Source organism: Acinetobacter sp. VT 511 (assembly GCF_001077515.1).
In the GTDB taxonomy this organism is placed as follows: Bacteria; Pseudomonadota; Gammaproteobacteria; order Pseudomonadales; family Moraxellaceae; genus Acinetobacter; species Acinetobacter schindleri.
Map to the genome: position 1 here is coordinate 21,155 of NZ_LFRE01000033.1, position 19,666 is coordinate 40,820.

18 protein-coding genes are annotated in these 19,666 nt (G+C 41.3%); 7 read left to right on the plus strand and 11 right to left on the minus strand.

Annotated features, from left to right (window positions below):
* Positions 1-201: 201 nt before the first annotated feature.
* On the plus strand, positions 202-1,632 hold the full coding sequence (locus ACS72_RS01615) for a pyridoxal phosphate-dependent aminotransferase (RefSeq protein WP_008304293.1): 1,431 nt from the start codon (positions 202-204) through the stop codon (positions 1,630-1,632).
* A gap of 46 nt (positions 1,633-1,678) precedes the next feature.
* Here the strand turns inward: ACS72_RS01615 and ACS72_RS01620 are convergent, their stop codons facing one another.
* From ACS72_RS01620 to ACS72_RS18860, 3 genes are all read right to left on the minus strand, one after another.
* The gene (locus ACS72_RS01620) at positions 1,679-3,664 is read right to left on the minus strand and encodes an acyltransferase family protein (protein WP_008306706.1); all 1,986 of its coding nucleotides are present in this window, start codon (positions 3,662-3,664) and stop codon (positions 1,679-1,681) included.
* Positions 3,665-3,750: 86 nt separating this feature from the next.
* Positions 3,751-4,302 (minus strand): M23 family metallopeptidase, encoded by a 552-nt coding sequence (locus ACS72_RS01625; RefSeq protein WP_048881023.1) that lies wholly within the window; start codon positions 4,300-4,302, stop codon positions 3,751-3,753.
* Between the two features lie 175 nt (positions 4,303-4,477).
* Complete coding sequence (locus tag ACS72_RS18860) at positions 4,478-4,609, minus strand: hypothetical protein (RefSeq protein WP_283936047.1); 132 nt, start codon at positions 4,607-4,609, stop codon at positions 4,478-4,480.
* A gap of 365 nt (positions 4,610-4,974) precedes the next feature.
* Here ACS72_RS18860 and ACS72_RS01630 point away from each other — a divergent pair, with 365 nt between their 5' ends.
* The 3 genes from ACS72_RS01630 to uraH all read left to right on the plus strand — a co-directional run bounded on the left by ACS72_RS01630 (position 4,975) and on the right by uraH (position 7,128).
* Positions 4,975-5,589: a 3'-5' exonuclease gene (locus tag ACS72_RS01630; protein ID WP_249888251.1), complete on the plus strand. Its 615-nt coding sequence runs from the start codon at positions 4,975-4,977 to the stop codon at positions 5,587-5,589.
* 233 nt (positions 5,590-5,822) lie between these two features.
* A complete protein-coding gene (locus ACS72_RS01635; protein WP_004815429.1) occupies positions 5,823-6,614 on the plus strand; it encodes a pseudouridine synthase in 792 nt (263 codons plus the stop codon).
* 118 nt (positions 6,615-6,732) lie between these two features.
* A complete protein-coding gene (uraH, locus tag ACS72_RS01640; protein ID WP_034425031.1) occupies positions 6,733-7,128 on the plus strand; it encodes a hydroxyisourate hydrolase in 396 nt (131 codons plus the stop codon).
* On the opposite strand, the gene ACS72_RS18585 is transcribed toward uraH, so the two are convergent.
* Together ACS72_RS18585 and ACS72_RS01650 are read right to left on the minus strand one after the other, a co-directional pair.
* Positions 7,108-7,851 (minus strand): hypothetical protein, encoded by a 744-nt coding sequence (locus tag ACS72_RS18585; RefSeq protein WP_048881025.1) that lies wholly within the window; start codon positions 7,849-7,851, stop codon positions 7,108-7,110. The genes uraH and ACS72_RS18585 overlap by 21 nt on opposite strands.
* Positions 7,852-7,913: 62 nt before the next feature.
* Positions 7,914-9,617 carry a M61 family metallopeptidase gene (locus ACS72_RS01650; RefSeq protein ID WP_048881026.1) on the minus strand — a complete coding sequence of 568 codons (1,704 nt, stop codon included), beginning with the start codon at positions 9,615-9,617 and terminating at the stop codon, positions 7,914-7,916.
* Positions 9,618-9,793: 176 nt separating this feature from the next.
* Here ACS72_RS01650 and ACS72_RS01655 point away from each other — a divergent pair, with 176 nt between their 5' ends.
* The 3 genes from ACS72_RS01655 (at position 9,794) to slyD (ending at position 13,239) form a co-directional block, all read left to right on the plus strand.
* Positions 9,794-11,098, plus strand: coding sequence for a D-alanyl-D-alanine carboxypeptidase family protein (locus ACS72_RS01655; protein WP_048881027.1), 1,305 nt, complete (start codon positions 9,794-9,796; stop codon positions 11,096-11,098).
* A gap of 233 nt (positions 11,099-11,331) precedes the next feature.
* Entirely contained in the window at positions 11,332-12,618 is a 1,287-nt protein-coding gene (locus ACS72_RS01660) for an NAD(P)/FAD-dependent oxidoreductase (RefSeq protein WP_048881028.1), read from the plus strand.
* Positions 12,619-12,756: 138 nt separating this feature from the next.
* A complete protein-coding gene (slyD, locus tag ACS72_RS01665; RefSeq protein WP_004815419.1) occupies positions 12,757-13,239 on the plus strand; it encodes a peptidylprolyl isomerase in 483 nt (160 codons plus the stop codon).
* A 124-nt stretch (positions 13,240-13,363) separates the two neighbouring features.
* Here slyD and ACS72_RS01670 read toward each other — a convergent pair whose 3' ends face one another.
* The 6 genes from ACS72_RS01670 to ACS72_RS01695 form a co-directional block, all read right to left on the minus strand.
* Positions 13,364-14,134: a M48 family metallopeptidase gene (locus ACS72_RS01670; RefSeq protein ID WP_048881029.1), complete on the minus strand. Its 771-nt coding sequence runs from the start codon at positions 14,132-14,134 to the stop codon at positions 13,364-13,366.
* 113 nt (positions 14,135-14,247) lie between these two features.
* On the minus strand, positions 14,248-14,556 hold the full coding sequence (locus ACS72_RS01675; protein WP_048881030.1) for a hypothetical protein: 309 nt from the start codon (positions 14,554-14,556) through the stop codon (positions 14,248-14,250).
* A gap of 164 nt (positions 14,557-14,720) precedes the next feature.
* Positions 14,721-16,040: an adenylosuccinate synthase gene (locus tag ACS72_RS01680; RefSeq protein ID WP_048881031.1), complete on the minus strand. Its 1,320-nt coding sequence runs from the start codon at positions 16,038-16,040 to the stop codon at positions 14,721-14,723.
* Positions 16,041-16,111: 71 nt separating this feature from the next.
* Positions 16,112-17,278, minus strand: coding sequence for an ATP phosphoribosyltransferase regulatory subunit (locus tag ACS72_RS01685; protein ID WP_048881032.1), 1,167 nt, complete (start codon positions 17,276-17,278; stop codon positions 16,112-16,114).
* A gap of 590 nt (positions 17,279-17,868) precedes the next feature.
* Complete coding sequence (locus tag ACS72_RS01690; RefSeq protein WP_004892573.1) at positions 17,869-18,165, minus strand: hypothetical protein; 297 nt, start codon at positions 18,163-18,165, stop codon at positions 17,869-17,871.
* Between the two features lie 176 nt (positions 18,166-18,341).
* Positions 18,342-19,367 carry a type I glyceraldehyde-3-phosphate dehydrogenase gene (locus ACS72_RS01695; RefSeq protein ID WP_048881033.1) on the minus strand — a complete coding sequence of 342 codons (1,026 nt, stop codon included), beginning with the start codon at positions 19,365-19,367 and terminating at the stop codon, positions 18,342-18,344.
* Positions 19,368-19,666: the final 299 nt, after the last annotated feature.

A 19,666-nucleotide genomic window follows, 5' to 3' on the forward strand; every position in this document is an offset into this window, starting at 1 on the left:
TAAATAGGATAATTCTATATTTACGTGATTCATTTTAAAAATTCTAGTGTTTGTTTAACATTTTACAAAAGACATATAATTCCCAAAAAAGCAAAAAGTAAGCAAATAAACAAAATAAAAGTGAGCATTTCGTTCATTAAATGCTTTTTTGTGAGCAATTTTAGTGTTAGGCTTGGTACTAAATTTGCTCAGGATTAAATAATGTCGCAAAAAAAAAGCGTAATTTTTAAAAATCTATTGCCGGTGATTAAACAATATCAACAGCTTGGATTTACGCATGAAAAAATTGTTGCATTACTCCGAGATGAGCACGATCTCGATCTAGTCACCACTGAGACATTTAAAAGCTATTTATATCGTTATGCAAAAGTGACCTCCACTCTTTCAGAGAACATCAAAATGCCGAACACTTTCCAAAAATCTCGCGAAATCAAAAAATCGTCTAAACTCGAGCATGTATGCTACGACATTCGCGGACCAGTGTTACGAGCGGCCAACGAGATGGAGGAAGCCGGACATAAGATCATTAAGCTGAATATCGGCAACCCTGCTCCATTTGGTTTTGAAGCACCCCAAGAAATTATCAATGATGTGGCACTCAACCTGCCAAATGCGATTGGATATACCGACTCAAAAGGTATTTTCCCGGCACGCAAGGCGATCTGTCAGTACTACCAGCAAAAAGGCATTCTAGATATGCACGTCAATGATGTGTATGTGGGTAACGGTGTGTCCGAGCTGATTGTAATGGCAATGCAAGGCTTGCTGGATGACGGCGATGAAATGCTGATTCCAATGCCTGATTATCCGTTGTGGACTGCGGCAGTGAACCTGTCTGGTGGTACTGCGATTCACTATAAATGTGATGAAGAAAATTACTGGTATCCAGACATCGCAGATATGGAAAGCAAGATCACACCAAATACCCGCGGTATCGTGATCATTAACCCGAATAACCCGACAGGCTCAGTTTATCCACGTCACGTATTACAGCAAATCGTGGATCTGGCGAAAAAGCACGACCTGATTTTGTTTGCTGACGAAATTTATGACAAGATCGTTTATGACGGTGTTGAGCATGTTGCCGTTGCATCACTTGCCGGTGATCAGCTATGTATCTCTTTCAATGGCCTATCTAAAGCTTACCGTATTGCGGGTTACCGTTCTGGCTGGATGGCTATTACGGGTGATAAGTCTCGTGCAGCAGATTACATCGAAGGTCTGGATATGCTGGCATCGATGCGCCTTTGTGCCAACCATCAGGCTCAATATGCAATTCAGACTGCTCTCGGTGGTTACCAGTCAATTAATGACCTGATCCGCCCAGGTGGTCGCCTGTATGAGCAGCGCAATATTGCATGGGAAATGCTCAATGAAATTCCTGGTGTGACTTGTGTGAAACCAGAAGGTGCAATGTACTGCTTCCCGCGTCTGGATCCGGAAATTTACCCGATTGAAGATGATGAAAAACTGATGCTGGATCTGCTGCGTGCCGAGAAAGTATTGCTGGTTCAAGGTACAGGCTTTAACTGGCCAACTCCGGATCATTTCCGTGTAGTATTTCTGCCAGCAGAAAATGAACTGCGTGAAGCTATTAACCGTTTGAGCCGTTTCCTGGCAAAAATTCGTTAATAGCACCGATAAAAAAACCGCGTTTAATAGCGCGGTTTTTTTATAATTAATTTGCTTTTAAGTCTTTTAGTGGATTACCAAATTGTTTCAGATATTCAATCCCTAATTGACGTGAACCCTGATCATTAATATGGTTATCATCTTTTAGGCGATATAAAGGCACATCATTCACGATGATCTTACATACCTGCTGATCACAGATCACTTTGGTTGGATCAATGATTTTCAAATCAGGGTATTTCAGTTTGGCTTCAGCCAGAATCTGATTAAATGGTTTTAGATAAGTATCGTAGCTTTTTCTAGAAACCGTACATTGTGCATGTCGATTTAGAATCTCGTTACGGATATTACAGTCTGAAGGTATTCCATCCCAATCCAATCGTGGTACATCGTTCAGTATTACTACTTGATCACTCGCTTTGTGGGCAATTTCTAGCGCTTTCATCAAGCCGACTTTAAAGATTTCATTATTGCGCTGATGAATCCCATCTTTAAGTTTTACCTCATCTCCAAAATATGGCGCATAAGAACCGGCTAAAATAATCATTGGATAATGGGTTTTAGACAGATGTTCGGTAAGAGCATTATTACGTTGCTGAAACTTAATGAGTTCTTCCCAACGTCCGAGCTTTAACTCAGAACGCTGTATACCAGGCAAATAAAAAGTTGAACTCTGGGCAATATCATAACCACGTAAATTGGCATCTTTAGCCCATTCATCTAGCATTGCAGTATAGGCATTGGCATGTGAATCACCGATCAATAAGAAATCAATATCATCCTTCGTGTGTCCTAATATGCAATCTTTGGGATCAGGTAAGGTTTTCGGATTCGTATCCATACACTGGCTACGAATCACATGCGCATAAGCCTGCAATGCTTCCTGCTTGACATATACGGAGGGTGGAAACCGATCAGGAAAACCCTCATTGTTTTTAATAATCTGAGCGATAACAATAAAGATGATCGCAGGAATTACAAATCCGAGAAGAATCACCTTGTAATTGGCAGCCATTACAAAGCGTTTTAGGGGTTGTTCTGCCAGCTGATAGGTAAGAAATGCCAAAAGCACTGACAGCAGGAGAATGATGATCTGATTTTCTGTATTGAGTGGCAGCATATAAATGCCAAATAGCACGATAATCGGCCAGTGCCATAAATACAGCGGATATGAAATTTTTCCGATCCAGGTGCTCAGCTGATTACTGAGTAACAGATTGGTTGCGGGTACAGATTGGCCCAGATAAATAATTACTGCTGTTGCCAGACACGGAATCAGCGCCATAAGACCGGGAAATGGCGTGTATTGATCAAAATATATTGCTGCTGCAAATAAAACAAAGACTCCGAGCCACACCAGGATCTGTAGTAATTTTTTAGGGAGTTTTGGTCGTGGCAAACAGGTAATCAATGCGCCAATCAGTAACTCAAAAGCCCGGACCGGCATGCTGTAATAGGCCTTGGCTGGATTTTGCGTGAGTTGGTACTGAGCATAAACCAGTAGAACAATAATCAATGTACTGATCATCAACCAGAGATATTTGCGTGATGCTCTGGCAAGAAATAGCCATAATATTAAAGGCCAGAAAATATAGAACTGTTCTTCCACCCCTAATGACCATAGGTGCAATAGCGGTACATTTTCCACGCTCGGGCTAAAGTAATCCCCCACTTCATTGCGCATATAGAGATTCGCAATGAGCACAGTGGCATACATGAAACTCTTAAAATATTCAGTTAGTTCACCCGGCAGCATCACCTGCCAGGCAATCAGGCTAACCACAGCGAGTACGGTAAAATACGCTGGTGCCAAACGGACTACACGTTTTTTATAGAATCTTGCAATTGAAAATTGTTGGGCCTGAATATCGCGTGTGAGAATAATGGTGATCAGATAACCTGAAATCACAAAAAAGATATCTACACCAATATAGCCACCAGAAAATAGTGACCAGCCTAAATGATTGAAAATAACCAGAGATACCGCAATAGCACGTAGGCCATCGATATCTGGTCTGTAGGCAATACTCATAAAAACAGGAAAAGCGGGAGATAAGCTATTTTATGCCTTTCCAATTTCAGAATAAATTTTTTTATATTTATCTTACATTATGGCGTTTATTCTAATTCCTCAGCTTTCAAGTAAGGATAAGGATTCGTTGCGCCCTGCCCACTAAAATAAATTCCATAATGCAAATGTGGTGGTGTGGTTTTAGCATTACCGGTGTTGCCCACATAGGCAATGACTTCGCCAGCTTCCACCCAGTCACCTTCCTGTATATGCTCAGCATAATCCTCCAGATGTGCATAATAATGCTGGCTCAGCTCAGGTCCTGTTATCCAGATCACTTTACCGCCCAAGTTATTAGTTCCAATATTTCTGATGATACCCTGGGTTGCACTCAGCACAGGTGTACCTCGTTGAGCAAAGATATCAATTCCTTCATGCTTACGGCCTGCACTTCGTGAAGCACCCCAAGTATCATTGAGCTGTCTTTGGGTCACACCTTCGACTGGAATGGTTAAAGGTTGTGATAAAGTTTCTTTTCTCAATTGCCAATATAGATAAGGACTTTTCCAGCCCGCTGACTCACCAGAAGGTGGTGGCTGACAGCCACTCAGAAGTATCAATACAATAATTAATAATAAGGAAGCTCTTACATTCGGCACTGCAATTTCTCATTCATACTTCTTAAAATAATCTTATTCAATTCAATCTGATTACACGTGCTGTTCTTGTAATTTTTATTGATGATTCCTTTGAATATTATTTTTTCTCCTCTAAACAACAAAACCCTCTTATAGAGGGTTTTGTCATTGATTATCACCAATTCAAAATCATGGACTATTTACGTTTTTTCGCCCGTGATGGTTTAGATTTTTGAGGTTGCTGCTGTTGCTGCTGTTCCTCATCCTGCATGGAATCCTTTTTGTCCTTTTGCTGAACCTGCTTATGTTTTGCCTGAGATCTAGCCATTTTTGACTCCTACTCATCTCGATCAAAAAGATTGTTTTTCTACTCTAACCACTATAAATAAATAACCAATGCCAGAGTCGTATCTAATTGCTTCAATGTAATTACACTTTAACTAAGTTATTCTGTTTTAAGTGGACATGGTTTTTTGTAATTACAAGTTTTACAGATTTTTGCAGACTGAAACATGAGATTACTCAGCGTATAATTTATATATTGAGATTTATAAATATGAAGCCAAGATTTTAGTGTCAGTTCCGACTGTAAAGATCACAGATTATGATGACTTTAACTCGGTCATTTTAACCCTGTATTGTTTATCTAAGATATTGGAAGAGTCCCTTCTCTGCCACAATAGTGATTTTAATATGGATATTCAGAAAACCTGGCAAGCAAGATTAAAATTTTTACAGATAGATGAGAGTGGTCAGACAAAAATGGCTAAAAAAGAAGTGTTTATTTCCGTCGATATTGAAGCTTCCGGCCCGATTCCTGGGGAATATGATTTGCTATCTATCGGCATGTGTCTTGTCGATCAACCTGAGATCCAGTTTTATTGTGAATTAAAGCCGGTCCCCCATAAAGCTGACCCGAAAGCCTTGGCCGTTAGCGGTTTCAATTTAGAAGATTTAACAAAAAATGGGATAGACCCCACCACTGCGATGCAGAATTGCGCCACTTGGCTTGAGCAACATCTTTCCAAATCTGAAACACCAATTTTTGTCGGATTAAATGCCGGTTTTGACTGGTCTTTTATGAATTATTATTTCCATAAATTTATCGGACACAATCCTTTTGGTGTTTCCTCACTCGATATTAAATCTCTTTATATGGGTACATTTGGCGGACGTTGGTCAGATACACGGGCAAAGAATATTATTGAAATTTTAAAGCCACAAAGCAGAGGCAATCATAATGCATTACAGGATGCGATCTTTCAGGCTGAGCTGTTCCGTTTAATTTTAAAACAGATTCAGGTTTGATTTTTATTAACGCTTATAGCTGCACTTTACCCTTTTACAAGATACTATTCACAGGTTCAACTGCGAACAGTTTCAAAAATATTTCGAGATAAGCAACACTTTAAGGCCGTCTTCCCTCATAATACCCATATATAAATCCACCGTTTTTTAGATTTCAATGGGAGATCACGACTATCCCCACGCGAAGAAATCTGCTCATTTTCAAATTTTTGTAATTATAGAAGTCTTTTCCTATGAAAATCGTCATTCTAAATAAACCTTATGACGTCCTCTCCCAGTTTCGTAAAGACGAAGCACACATGACGATGTCTGATTTCGTAGATGATCCTACACTGCGTCTGGCAGGTCGTCTCGATATGGACTCGGAAGGCTTGGTATTCCTGACCGATCATGGTGGTTTAAACCAGTTCATTACCAATCCTGCCAATAAAAAATTCAAGACTTACCTGGTTCAGGTTGAAGGCGACGTGACTGAAGAAGCACTTGAGCAGTTACGTAAAGGTGTAGAGCTGAAAGATGGTATGACCTTACCTGCAAAAGCAATCAAGGTTCAGCAACCTGAATGGTTATGGGATCGTGATCCTCCAGTTCGTTACCGTGCTTCTGTACCAACGTCATGGGTAGAAATTTCGATTTGTGAAGGCCGTAACCGTCAGGTACGTCGTATGACTGCTGCCGTAGGTTTCCCGACTTTACGTTTGATCCGTACCAAAATCGGTTCTATTGATCTGGTTCAATTGGGTCTGCAACCAGGTGAAACCAAAGAAATTGAACCTTTGCTTTACCCTGACTTTAAAGATGTACCCGCAGAAGAGCCATACCGTTCACGTTCTTACGTGAAAAAACCAGGTGGTACGGGCGGCAAACCACTCAATAAAAAAGTGAATAAAGACGGTACCAAGAAGAAAACCGGTACTCCACGTGTTTGGCAACTGGAAGAAGGTGAAAAACCACGTCGTAAGACCAATGGTACGACACGTCCAAATACCAAAGCACCACGTGGTCGCGGACGCGGTCGTGGATAATATTTAAATGAATCAATGAAAGCTCACGAAGGTGGGCTTTTTTTATTACATAACTTTAATATTTTTTATTTTTCAGTCTTTTAGAATAATTATAAGTATTCATTTTGTGATGGGTCTCATGAAAAAAATTATTTTTGCTTTAGCTGCGACTTCCCTTTCAACTTTTGGCTTTGCCAATCCACTCAGTGTGCATGTGCTAAATCAGGAAACTGGCCTGCCTTCTGCCAATATCACGGTAACTTTAGAAGCCCAGCAAGGTGAGAAATGGGTCAAACTCAATGAAGCCAAAACCGATAATAATGGCCGGATTAAAGAATTCTATCCTAAAGAGACTGCGCTACAAAAAGGCATTTATAAGGTGACTTTTAAAACGGGCGACTGGTTTAAGGCAAATAATCAACGCACCTTTTTCCCAGAAATTCCGGTTGTGTTTGTGATTGATGGTACTTTGGAGCATTACCATATTCCACTGTTGTTAAGTTCTTATGGATATTCAACGTATCGGGGAAATTGATTCACTATTGATAATTAGCACCTTATTTTTACTCTTTATTTGAATATTAAAGTAGTGTTCCAATTGAAATTCATTTCCATAAATATCTTCAAAATTAATAAGTATTTTGTATTTAATTTCATTACATTTATTTAAAATTTCGGCTTCATTTATTGTTAGATAAGATGCTATCCAAACACTCTGGAAATCATTTATACGGTTTAATTTTCGTATTAATTTTAGCTTATCAACCCCACCTAAAACCTCAATAAAACAGGCTTTTTCTTTACCATCATTAAAAACTCTAAACTGAAACAATGGTGCTTCTTGATATTCTATATTGGCATCTAGTGCATCAATAGAATGTGGTTTTAATCTAATTTTAGGATGAGTAAGCTCTAGTATAGGCTTCACAGATTCTTGCAGAGAATTATAGTATTTTTGCTGATCATCAACCAATCTTTTCTGCTGTTTCACACTTTCCTTCATCTCATCAATTTGAAGCTGTAATGCTTGTTCTTGTTGTTCTAACGCTTTGGTATTTTGTTCAAGTTGCTTACCTTGTTGCACATAACCAAGTACTAGCCAAAGAAATGCTACAGGCGCAAAAATACCTGCAAGAAAATCACCTAATTCATTTAAAGATATTGGACTTTTCAAATCTCCGAAAAACCAAAATATAAAAATTATGGCTAACCAGACAACCGTAATTCCCATTCCCCAATTTAAACTCTTCTTATTCATATTCACATAAAAAAACCGATGCCTAAGCACCGGTTTTACATGGTTTATTTAAACTATGCAAATTACGCTTTCAACCATTTCTCAGCTTTAGTTTGATCTTCAATTTTAAGTTCGACTTCAGTCAATGCAGAACCAGCTGCTTGAATATCAAAGGCCATTAACTCATCACGACGGAATGCATGAACAGTATAGGTTCCTTCCTGCTTCGCATATTTTTCGGCAAGCTTTGTCGTCGCTTTCAAGCCATCAATTGCAATGATCACATCATTGGCTGACAGGCCTGCTTTCGCAGCAGCACTATCACGACGAGCGGATTGAATGAATACACCTTCAGGCTTATCTACCAACTTCAAACCAAATGGCAGAGACTTGTCATTTTTCAGGGTATAGCTTACCCCAAACTCAGGGAATAACTGATCCAGTGGTAAGTCTTCTGTGGTATTGATCAGATGGTTGATCTGTTCTAACCAGTTATCGCCAGTCAATTCTTCACATAACTCGAAGATAGTACGCTCGTTCACCTGAATGCCATTTTGCGCATTTTCATACAACTTGCGCATCAAGGCATCCAGGCTTGAACCACGTAGACGCAAGCCTAAATCTAAGCAAAGTGCCACTAAACAACCTTTGTTGTAATAGCTGGTGCCAGCATTATTCGAGTTTTCATCCTGACGATAGAATTTCACCCAGGCATCAAAGCTTGATTCAGACACACTTTGAATAAAGCGACCTGGGTTTTGCAAATAACGGTCAATCTGTGCTTTCAGTAAAGCAATATATGATTCCTGGTTAATCACACCACTACGTAGCAGAATCAGATCATCATAATAAGAAGTAAATCCTTCAAAGATCCAAAGTAAAGAGGTGTAGCCTTCTTTGTTTAAATCGTAATTCACAAAGTTATCAGGGCGAATAAATTTCACTAACCAAGAGTGGAAATATTCATGGCTACATAAACCTAAGAAACGCTGATAATCCTTCGATGGCTCTTCCGGCTCGTTGGCTTTCGGCAGATCGTCACGTGGTGTAATCAGACTGGTTGAGTTTGGATGTTCCAGACCGCCATAACTGTTGCCTGTTGCCATGGTCATAAAGGTATAGTTACTAAATGGCGCCGAACCAAACATAGAAATTTCGGTACTACAGATCTTTTCCAGATCCTGCTGCATGCGTTCAGCATTCATCTCATGTTTGCCAGAAACCACGAACTCATGCGGAATACCATTGGCTTCAAAGCTAAAACGGGTCTGTTCTGCCAGTTCAAATGGTGAATCGATCAGCTCGGCATAATTTTCTGCTTTAAGCGTATAGCGGCCTTTGACCAGGCTCTTGGATGCCATACCGGTTGCTAACTGGAAGTGTTTCAGTTCATCTGGCAGGAAGATTTCAACTTCAATCGCTTTACTTTCTTGTCCTTCCAGCCCCAGACAAGCACAGGCCGGGTTCACATATAGACGTGTTTCATCGACATACGCACCGCGTACGGACAGATCATAGGCATAGACATCATATTCAACCGTGATCAGTTCATGGTCGGTATTAAACAGGCGCCATTTATTCTTTTCAAATTTCTGGATTTTCAGCTGGCGTCCTGCTTCATCAAAGGCTTTCACCCCTTCAATGTGCTTGGAAAATTCACGAATCAGGTAACTGCCCGGAATCCACGTTGGCAAAGACAACACCTGTGTAGGGTCTGCTAAAAAGCGAACAGTCACGTGAACAAGATGCTGACGATAATCGTCAAATTCGATTTGATAATGCAACATAATGGGCGATTCAAAAGAAATTAGAATGTGTTAAGTCTAAGCTTAACATTTTTTTCCAATACATTGCGGAAGTGTCTTAAATGTCTACAATGAGTACTAGCCATGACAAAAAAAAAGGCTTAGCATGCCTAAAATTTTTTTTGCTCGCCAATGGACTGGTCGAATAAGGAACTCCCTTGAAATTTATCGCCTCACTGATTGCGACATTGTGCTTTTTTATGTCCGCAATCTCGCATGCTGCCCTACTTAATATTAATCCTGAAAGTGTTGAGGCAGAAGCCTGGACCATTCTGGACAGCCAGACCGGTCAGACTATTGCTTCACATAATGAAGACCTGCAACGTGCTCCGGCTTCCCTGACCAAAATGATGGTAGCTTATATCACGCTCAAGGAAATTCAGGCCGGAAAATTAGATAAAAATGAAGTAATAACTGCAACGTCTGTAGTCAATATGGTGATGTGGGATGAATCCCAGATGTACCTAAAAGAAGGTGATCAGATTTCAGTAGATCAGTTATTGGCAGGCTTAATTATAATGTCTGCCAATGATGCCGCAGTGACGTTGGCGGAAAAAATTTCTGGAAGCGTACCCAAATTTGTGGAGCGTATGAATAAGGAAGCACAGGCTTTAGGAATGACCCATTCTCATTTCCAGAATCCAGCTGGTATCACCATGCCTGAGCATTATTCCACAGCAGCCGACCTGGCCAAACTATCTCAGGCTTTGGTCAATGAAACGCCAAACTATCTGTTCTATTCCAAGCAACAGAGCTTCAGTTATAACCAGCATTTTCACCGTGCCACCAATCTATTGCTAAAAATAGACCCAACAGTAGACGGCTTGAAAACTGGTTTTACCCGTGCTGCAGGTTATAACCTGGCTGCAACTGCGATCCGTCCAAGCATGGACATGAGTTTATCTAACCGTCGTTTAATCGTCGTGGTGATGGGGAGCAAAAGCGCTATAAAACGTGCGGAAGTCGCTCATAAGCTAATGAACCTGGCCTATACCTATACCCGCAATGAGGTAGCACTCAAGGACAAGCAAGTGCTGGCCGAACTGCCTGTGGTTCAATCTACCCTGAAAATGTTTAAGGTAGCGACCAAAAAACCTGAATTAATTACTACTTCACTCTATGATCAGAGCTATAGCATTGACCTGAACCAGTTTGATCAAAGTACTCAACGCGTGATGTTAGATACAGGGAATGATACTCTACAAAGCATTGAGCCATTACGCGAAACTCAGACCCACTTAAACATTGAAGTGAATGAGACCCAACTGACCGCGCCACTGGCAAAAGTCATGCAATTGGCAACGGTAAACGTCTATCAGAATAATCAGTTGATTCGTACCATCCTGATTGAAGATCAGGTCGATATTGAAGAATCGAATTTCTTTGAAAAGTTCCTGCAATGGTTATTTGGCCTATTCTCAAGTACGAATGCAGACGTTATATTGTATCCGATTGGCAAATAAAATCTGAGACAGACAAAGGATGGCAATTATATTAATTAGCCGTCCTTTTTTTATTGCCTGCATTTATTTTTAATTTTACCAATAGCAACCTCCATAAAAGACATTATTAATTTATATCCTTGAATTGCTACAATTTGTAAGCTGTATAACAATTCTTATCAAGACCTTATTTTAAGCCTGTCATAGTATGTTTTCTTTCTATTTCATTAAAAAAATAAATAGGTTAACAAGGTATGACAGCCCATAAAATTGTGATTGTAGGTGGTGGTGCAGGTGGTCTGGAACTGGCTACCCAGTTAGGACAAAGCTTAGGCAGAAATGGTAAGGCCCAGATTACCCTGATCGACCAGAAGCTGACCCATATCTGGAAACCTCTTCTTCACGAAATTGCAGCGGGAACACTCAATCCGCATGAAGAAGAAACCAATTATTTTGCCCATGCCGCAGCAAATCATTATGAATTTGTTCTGGGCACGTTTAAAAATATTGACCGTGAAACCAAACAGATTCTGGTTGAAACCGAATACTTTTCTAAAAAAGTCCAACCTACCAAGAATAGAAGCATTGACTATGACACCTTGGTGCTTGCTTTAGGCTCCACTTCAAATGACTTTAATACTGAAGGTGTCAAACAGTTCTGTCATTTCCTCGACAGCCGCGAACAGGCGGATATTTTCCAGCAAGACCTGCTGCATCTTTACTTAAATGCCCAGAATGAAGCAGATAGCCGTGAACTGAAAATTGCTATTATCGGTGCAGGTGCTACAGGCGTTGAACTGGCAGCAGAACTGGTTTCTGCCAAGAATAATTTTCATAAATATGGTCTAAACAAGATCGATCCGAATAAGGTCAAAATTACCCTGATTGAAGCTGCAGATCGTATTCTTCCTGCCCTGTCTTCCAAAGTTGCTGAGCACACGATGAAGCAGCTGAAACAGCTAGGTATTGAAGTACTGACTCAACATCGTGTGGCTAAAGTCGATGAAGAGCATATTTATTTTGCAGATGGTTCAAGTCTGGAAGCAGAAGTAAAAGTCTGGGCAGCCGGGATCAAGGCGCCTGAGGTACTCACGCAACTTGAGGGACTGGAAAGAGACAATATTCATCGCCTTAAAGTTTATGCGACATTGCAGACGACCGCAGATCCGAATATTTTTGCCTTTGGGGATTGTGCACATTGCAAGCCTAGAGCTGATGAACCCGTCTTGGGACCACGTGCACAGGTTGCAAGCCAGCAGGCCAGTTTCCTTGTCAATTCTTTACGATTACGTGCGAATGGTCAGACACAGTTACCGATGTTTGTCTTCTCGGATAAAGGTTCTCTGGTGTCCTTAAGTGAAAATAAAGCCGTAGGTGAATTACTCGGTCAGGTCAATGTACAGGGCTTTGTCGCCAAGTCGATGTATGTTTCATTATATCGGCTGCATCAGGCCACGATCTTGGGCTATACTCAGGCTGGGGTAATGACGGTAAAAGACTTCGTTACAAGAAAAATCTCGCCGAAGATAAAATTGCATTGAAATTTACAGATGCGCCCCCATCAATGAAAAAATCAGCATTTATATAGGGAAATTGCATTTTTTTTGCTAATTTTAGTCTACAAAAACTCAATTTCACTTTATGATGTATCTCTTAAAAAATTTGATTGGATCAATATCATGACTGCAGTTGCAAATGACCTCGTGGTTTCTTTCCACTACACATTGACTAACGCAGAGGGTGAAACTCTCGATAAATCTCAAGGTGAACCACTTGCATATTTGCATGGTGCAGGCAACATCATTCCTGGCCTTGAAAATGCACTACTTGGTAAAACTGTAGGCGACAAATTCACTGTAACTGTTCCAGCAGCTGAAGGCTATGGCGAATACAACCCAGAGCTAGTACAAGAAGTTCCTGCGAAAATGTTCCAAGGTGTGGACAACATCCAACCTGGTATGCAATTCCAGGCGCAAACTGATGACGGCGTTCAAATCGTAACTGTTAAAGCAGTTGAAGGCGAAAACATTGTTGTTGATGCGAACTTCCCACTTGCTGGCCAAGACCTGACTTTCGACGTTGAAATCGTGGAAATCCGTGAAGCTTCTCAAGAAGAACTTGACCATGGTCACGTACACGGTGCAGGCGGTCACCACCACTAAGATTGATTGATCTGAAGTGCAAAAGGCAAAGTGAAAACTTTGCCTTTTTTTGTTGCCTATATATTTTATTCAGGCATAAAAAAGCAGAGCCTCTGCCCTGCTTTTTTTATAATTCAAGCAATGGTTATTTACGTTGGTTATAAATCTGCATTGCGGCTGGCAGATTTTGACGCATTGCGGCAATACGCTGACTGCTTGATGGGTGAGTCGATAAGAACGCGACACCACTACTGGTTTGCTTACTCATTTTTTCCCAAAGAGTAATTGCAGCATTCGGGTTATAACCTGCACGAGCCATCAACATTAAGCCACCTTGGTCAGCACGGCTTTCCAAGTTACGTGAGTATGGTAGACCAATACCAATCTGGCTACCCAGCTGTGCAGCTGCTGCACCACCCTGACCCACACCTGCTGCACTCAGGCCAATACCTAAAGCCAAGTCAGTCAGTGCCTGAGCACCAATCTTCTGTTTAGAATGCTCTTCTAGCGCATGCACCATTTCATGACCCATAATTGCTGCAATTTCAGCATCAGTTAAGCTCAATTTATTGACGATACCCGTATAGAACACCACCTTACCACCTGGGGCAACATAAGCATTGACCTGATCGCTCTTCAGTACAGCCAGCTGCCAGTCAAATCGGGTGCCTGTCTGGTTCAGCTGGTCTGCATAAGGACGCAATTTGTTAAATACAGTGTTGATGCGCTTATAAGTAGCAGAAGACGTATCCAGTGTATTGGCAGCACGTGCTTCCTGAACGGTCTTGTTAAAGCCTTGTGTCGCTACAGCGTTTAAGGTTGATGTATCCGCGCCCGCTATATCAGCGACAGTGGTACAACCTGATAAAGTGACGACTGTAGCCGCACACATGCTGAACAAAAATTTATTTTTCATTATAGATTCTCCACCCCAGTTTCAAGGCACAATACTTGATAAAAATTATAATTGAAACATCGCCATACCTGAAACGTGTAATTACTTCATCTTTTTAGCATTTATGTAATATTTCAGGTGATGAATTGTATGCTAAGCCAATAAATTAGACAAAGTACATTTAAAACCAGATAAAACTGGCTCAAAGGTTGGATCTTCAACTCCAGACTTTCACTTTTGCGCTTGGCAAACAGGATCGCGTTCTGGATCAGGATCACTGGCACCAATATGCAGGCAATAATGACACTTAAGCCTACCAGCGCATTATAGATAATTTCAGGATTACTGGTTTGAGCACGAATAATCAGCATGGCAATGGTGGGAGCCCCGCCCATGGCAAATAGCAACGAATAGAACATGGTTGCCGAGATATTTTTTTGCATCCTGCAAGCTCTTATATTTTCTTTAATATTTATTCTAACAAGCACAGCAGCATTACACATCACTCTGTGATGCAACTTTAGTCGTGCGCCAGTATTCCTTACTCGATACGTTATAAAAAAACCCTGTGAAATTCACAGGGTTTTTCTCATTTCAGCTTAAAGGATTAAGCATCAAACGGATGACGAAGAACAATTGTTTCTTCACGGTCTGGACCAGTTGAAATGATGTCGATTGGACATTCAATCAATTGCTCAAGACGTTTCACATAATTAATTGCAGCTTGTGGCAATTGATCTAATGATTTGGCACCGAAAGTAGACTCAGACCAGCCTGGCATCGTTTCGTAGATCGGTCTTAAAGTTTCGAATGCAAGTGCATCAGAAGAACCTACACAGCCAGAATCAGCAGCTTCGTAACCTACACAGATTTTTACTTCTTCTAAACCGTCAAGAACGTCAAGTTTAGTCAGGCAAATACCTGAAAGTGAGTTTACTTCTACTGAACGGCGCAGGATTTCAGCATCGAACCAGCCACAACGACGTTGACGGCCAGTAGACGCACCAAATTCCGAACCTACAGTACCTAAGTGTTTACCGATTGCATCGCCAACATCATTTGCAGCATCGTACACAAGTTCAGTTGGGAATGGACCAGCACCTACACGTGTTGTGTATGCTTTGGTAATACCCAATACATAATCAAGGTGTAATGGACCAAGACCTGAACCTGAGCTTACGCCGCCCGCAGTCGTATTTGAAGAAGTCACGTACGGATATGTACCGTGGTCAACGTCAAGAAGTGAACCTTGCGCACCTTCAAACATGATGTTATCACCGTTTTTACGGTATTTATGCAACTCACCTGTTACGTCGATAACAAGCGGCGCAACCACTTCACGCCATTGGTCGCAAAGTGCAAGTACTTCTTCAAGCTTAACAGCTTCTACGCCGTAGAATTGAGTTAACTGGAAGTTATGGTATTCAAGAAGCTCAGTTAACTGCGCTTTAAGATGTTCACCACCACGTACCAGATCAGCAACACGGATTGCACGACGAGCCACTTTATCTTCGTAAGCTGGGCCAATACCGCGACCAGTCGTACCAATTTTCGCATTACCACGTTTGATTTCACGTGCTTGATCAAGCGCAATGTGGTTTGGAAGAATCAAAGGACAGTTTGGAGAAATACGCAGACGCTCTTTAACAGGCACGCCTTCTTTTTCAAGAATATCCATCTCTTTGATGAGCGCTTCAGGTGAAAGAACCACACCGTTACCAATTAAGCACAGTACGTTTTCACGTAAAATACCTGATGGAATGAGGTGAAGAACTGTCTTTTTACCACCAACTACAAGAGTATGGCCTGCGTTGTGACCGCCTTGATAACGTACAACTGCTGCCGCTTGATCTGTGAGCAGGTCGACGATTTTACCTTTACCTTCGTCGCCCCATTGGGTACCAAGTACCACAACATTCTTGCCCATAATAGCCTCATTACATCATGCTGTTAAAGTTGAAAAGCCTGGCCCAGCGACATGAATACTGAGCCTGACCATTAAATTGTTTTGACTGTCCACTCACCGTCAACATTCACCAGCTGGTGAGTTGCATACGGCACCGAGTTTAAACCGTCATTACCTAATAACTGAATTACACTTAAGCCTTGTGCACGTGTTGCCTGAATCGCATCAAGCAAAGCAGCATCATTACCTTTAGGCGCAACAATAATCTGTGCAGTTTCAAATTTGCCTGCACTTAAGCTATACAAGTCACAAGAGAAACCGGTTGCAGGACGAGCACGACCAAAGTGTTGACCAATACTGTCATAACGGCCACCTTGTGCCAGTGGTGCAGCACGGTTTGGTGCATACACGGCATACATCAGGCCAGTGTGGTAATGGTAAGAACGCAATTCAACCACATCGACACCAATCTCCAGATTCGGCCAGCGTGCCTGGATTTCCTGTTGAGTAGTGATCAATGCATCCAGTGCCTGTTTAAAGTCTGGATTCGCCAGCACTTCAGCACTCAATTGTGTTTGTAATGCATTCAAGTCACTTGCATAGCGACCCAATACGTAGAAATCATGACCCTGATTTAGTGTCGCAGTAAACTCTTGCAGTTCTGGCAATGCTTTACGCTGATACAGGTCAGACAATTGACGTTCAGCTGCCTTACTTAAGCCCGCTTGAGCTACAAGACTACGGAACAGACCGACATGACCCAAGTCAAGGTGAATACCATCTGCCAGACCAGATTCCTGAATCAGACTCACCATCAGGTCAATCATTTCTACATCGGCATCAATACTGTCTGAACCGAATAATTCTGCACCCAGCTGCAGCGGTGCACGCGTGGTGTTAAAACCCTGTGGCTTGGTATGAAGTACAGTACCTGCATAGCAATAACGTGCTACACCTTCCACTGGATGTACATGTGCATCGATACGAGCCACTTGTGGTGTCATATCGGCACGCACACCAAGCAAACGGCCAGAAAGCTGGTCGATCACTTTAAAAGTGGCTAAGTCTAAATCCTGATTCGATTCTGAGAGAGAAGATAGAGATTCAATGTATTCAATGAATGGCGTGTACACCAGCTGATAACCTCGAGATGCGAGGAAATCCAGTGATTTACGACGCAAATGCTCAAGGACTTGCGCTTGTTCTGGTAATACATCAGCTACACCATCAGGTAATAACCATGTCTCTGAAATGGGCATGTTGTAAACCTAAATTCTTGTCAGCGCGGAACAAATCCGCATAAAAAAATCGGGAGCACACCCGATTTCTCCTAGTCTAGCACGATCATTTAGGCTGTGCATCGCAATTTTTATAATTTTCTCTGACTGATCAAATGACTAACATTGATAATGAAAATCCGGCGGTGAAGACTTGGGCCAAGTCAATTAAAAAGATATCAAAAGCTAAAGTATCAACATGATTTTAAAAATTTTATTCCTTAAAAAAACTTTAAGGTTTTATCTTGAACTCTATACTTTCCAAAATAACCAGCAAATACTTCAGAAAAATTCATTTTTAAATGTTTAAAAAAATCCCGCATAAATGCAAGATGCACGGATTTGAATACCTAAGAAAACAGCACTATTCAGGCAAATTTGAAGTTAACAGGACAATACGCTGCACTTCATTATACAAATACACTTCGTTATTAGATTAAATTTAGCCTACATCTATATGTAATACATCAGGTTTCGGCATGCTGCCTACCATTATGATGAGGGTAATTTCGGCAGGAGTTTCACGCAGCCCGCTCTTTTAGACTGCTTAATCAGAAAACCATTTTCGAAGATTATTGTTTTGGTTCAACCACTTTTGCCAGCAGATGCACCAGCTCGGCATTCTGTAATTCGACCTGTTTTAGTTTGGTCGTGGTCTGGTCCAGTACTTCTTGCTGTACATGCATCTTTTTAGCCAGATCCTGCATAATCTCTAAGGTCTTTTTTAGATTATCTTCCAGATTCGCGACCTTTTGCTCGACCGCAACACCCTCCAATTCAGGACCAGTTTCAACCTGATTGAACTGCAGCCAGATCAGGAAAATCACCGCCAGTGTCAGGAGTGTAATAAAGCCCCACATTAATAACATTGCTTTTGCTCTTCTAGTTGGTCGCCTGAGTTTTATCATAATCAAAAAAACAGGCGATATTGTAACGATTTTATCGGAATGCCAGCACCAGATATCGACTGGCAAATTAGATTAATTTTCTTTATACATCAATATACTTGAGAATAAAATTTACTTAAGCCATAGATTAGAGCGCTTTATGCATTAAAGGAATGACATAAATCTAGTAACCGGTTGGCATAACCCCATTCATTGTCATACCAGGCAAATACTTTGGCCTGCTTGCCTACGACTATGGTCTGGGTCATATCCACAATCAATGAATATGGTGAATGATTAAAATCGGAAGAGACTAAAGGTTCATCCGTGATCGACATGATTTCAGTATAGTCCTGAGCCACTGCTTTGATTAGGACGTCATTCAGCTGATGATCGGTAATATTGGCTTGAGTTACAAAAGTTAAATCAATCGCTGCCACATTAATGGTCGGTACACGAATCGAATAACCATCAATCCGGTTTTCCATTTTCGGCATGACCTGCTTGAGTGCGCCTAAAGCAGATGACGTCGTCGGAATAATATTTTGCCCTGAAGCTCGGGCACGACGTAAGTCACGATGCGCATGGTCTAGGACTGATTGATCCGCAGTGACCGCATGAATTTCAGTCATTAGCGCGGTATCAATACCGAAAGCATCATCTATGATTTTAACCAGCGGCACTAATGCCTGCGTGGTACAAGATACGCTGGAAATGATCTGGTCACTGTTTTTCACATCACGATGGTTCACGCCATAAACAATTGCAGCATCTACACTGTCAAATGGCGCTGCACCAATAATTACACGTTTGGCACCGGCAGTAATATGCTGTGTCGCTGCTTCACGGGAACGGAACAGACCGGTACACTCCAGTACCACATCAACATTCTGTTCTTGCCATGGCATCTGAGCCGGGCTGGCTTGACGCAGGACTTCGACTTTTAAACTGGCATCCTGATAAGACACATGCAGATAAACACGTTCCTGTTCATAGCTGAGATCGACCTGCCCTGGAAAGCGGCCATGAGTGGTGTCGTATTTGAACAGATGCAGTAAAGTTTCCACATCGGCAATGTCATTAATAGCAACGATGTCAAAATTAAAATCTTTCGGATTTTCAAACCATGCACGTAACACATTGCGTCCGATTCGCCCAAAACCATTAATTGCGATACGTTGCATCGACATTCCCTTAAGCAGCATAAAACTTTGAGTGCCCTATATTAATGGAATTATACAGCTGACTGATAACTATTCAGCCAAATCCTTTAAAATTTACACAGCATGTCCAATATTTCACCGAATAATTTATGCTTTATCATCGTGAATATTCTCTTTAATCCTGACAGATTTGAAATAAATTGCTGTTCTGACAATAGCTTTTGATTTTGTAGTCATTTTCCAGAATTTACCAATATTCATTCCTTAGAGTTTTATGATCTATAAATATGAAAATCATTGGTCGAACAGGCATTTTCCGT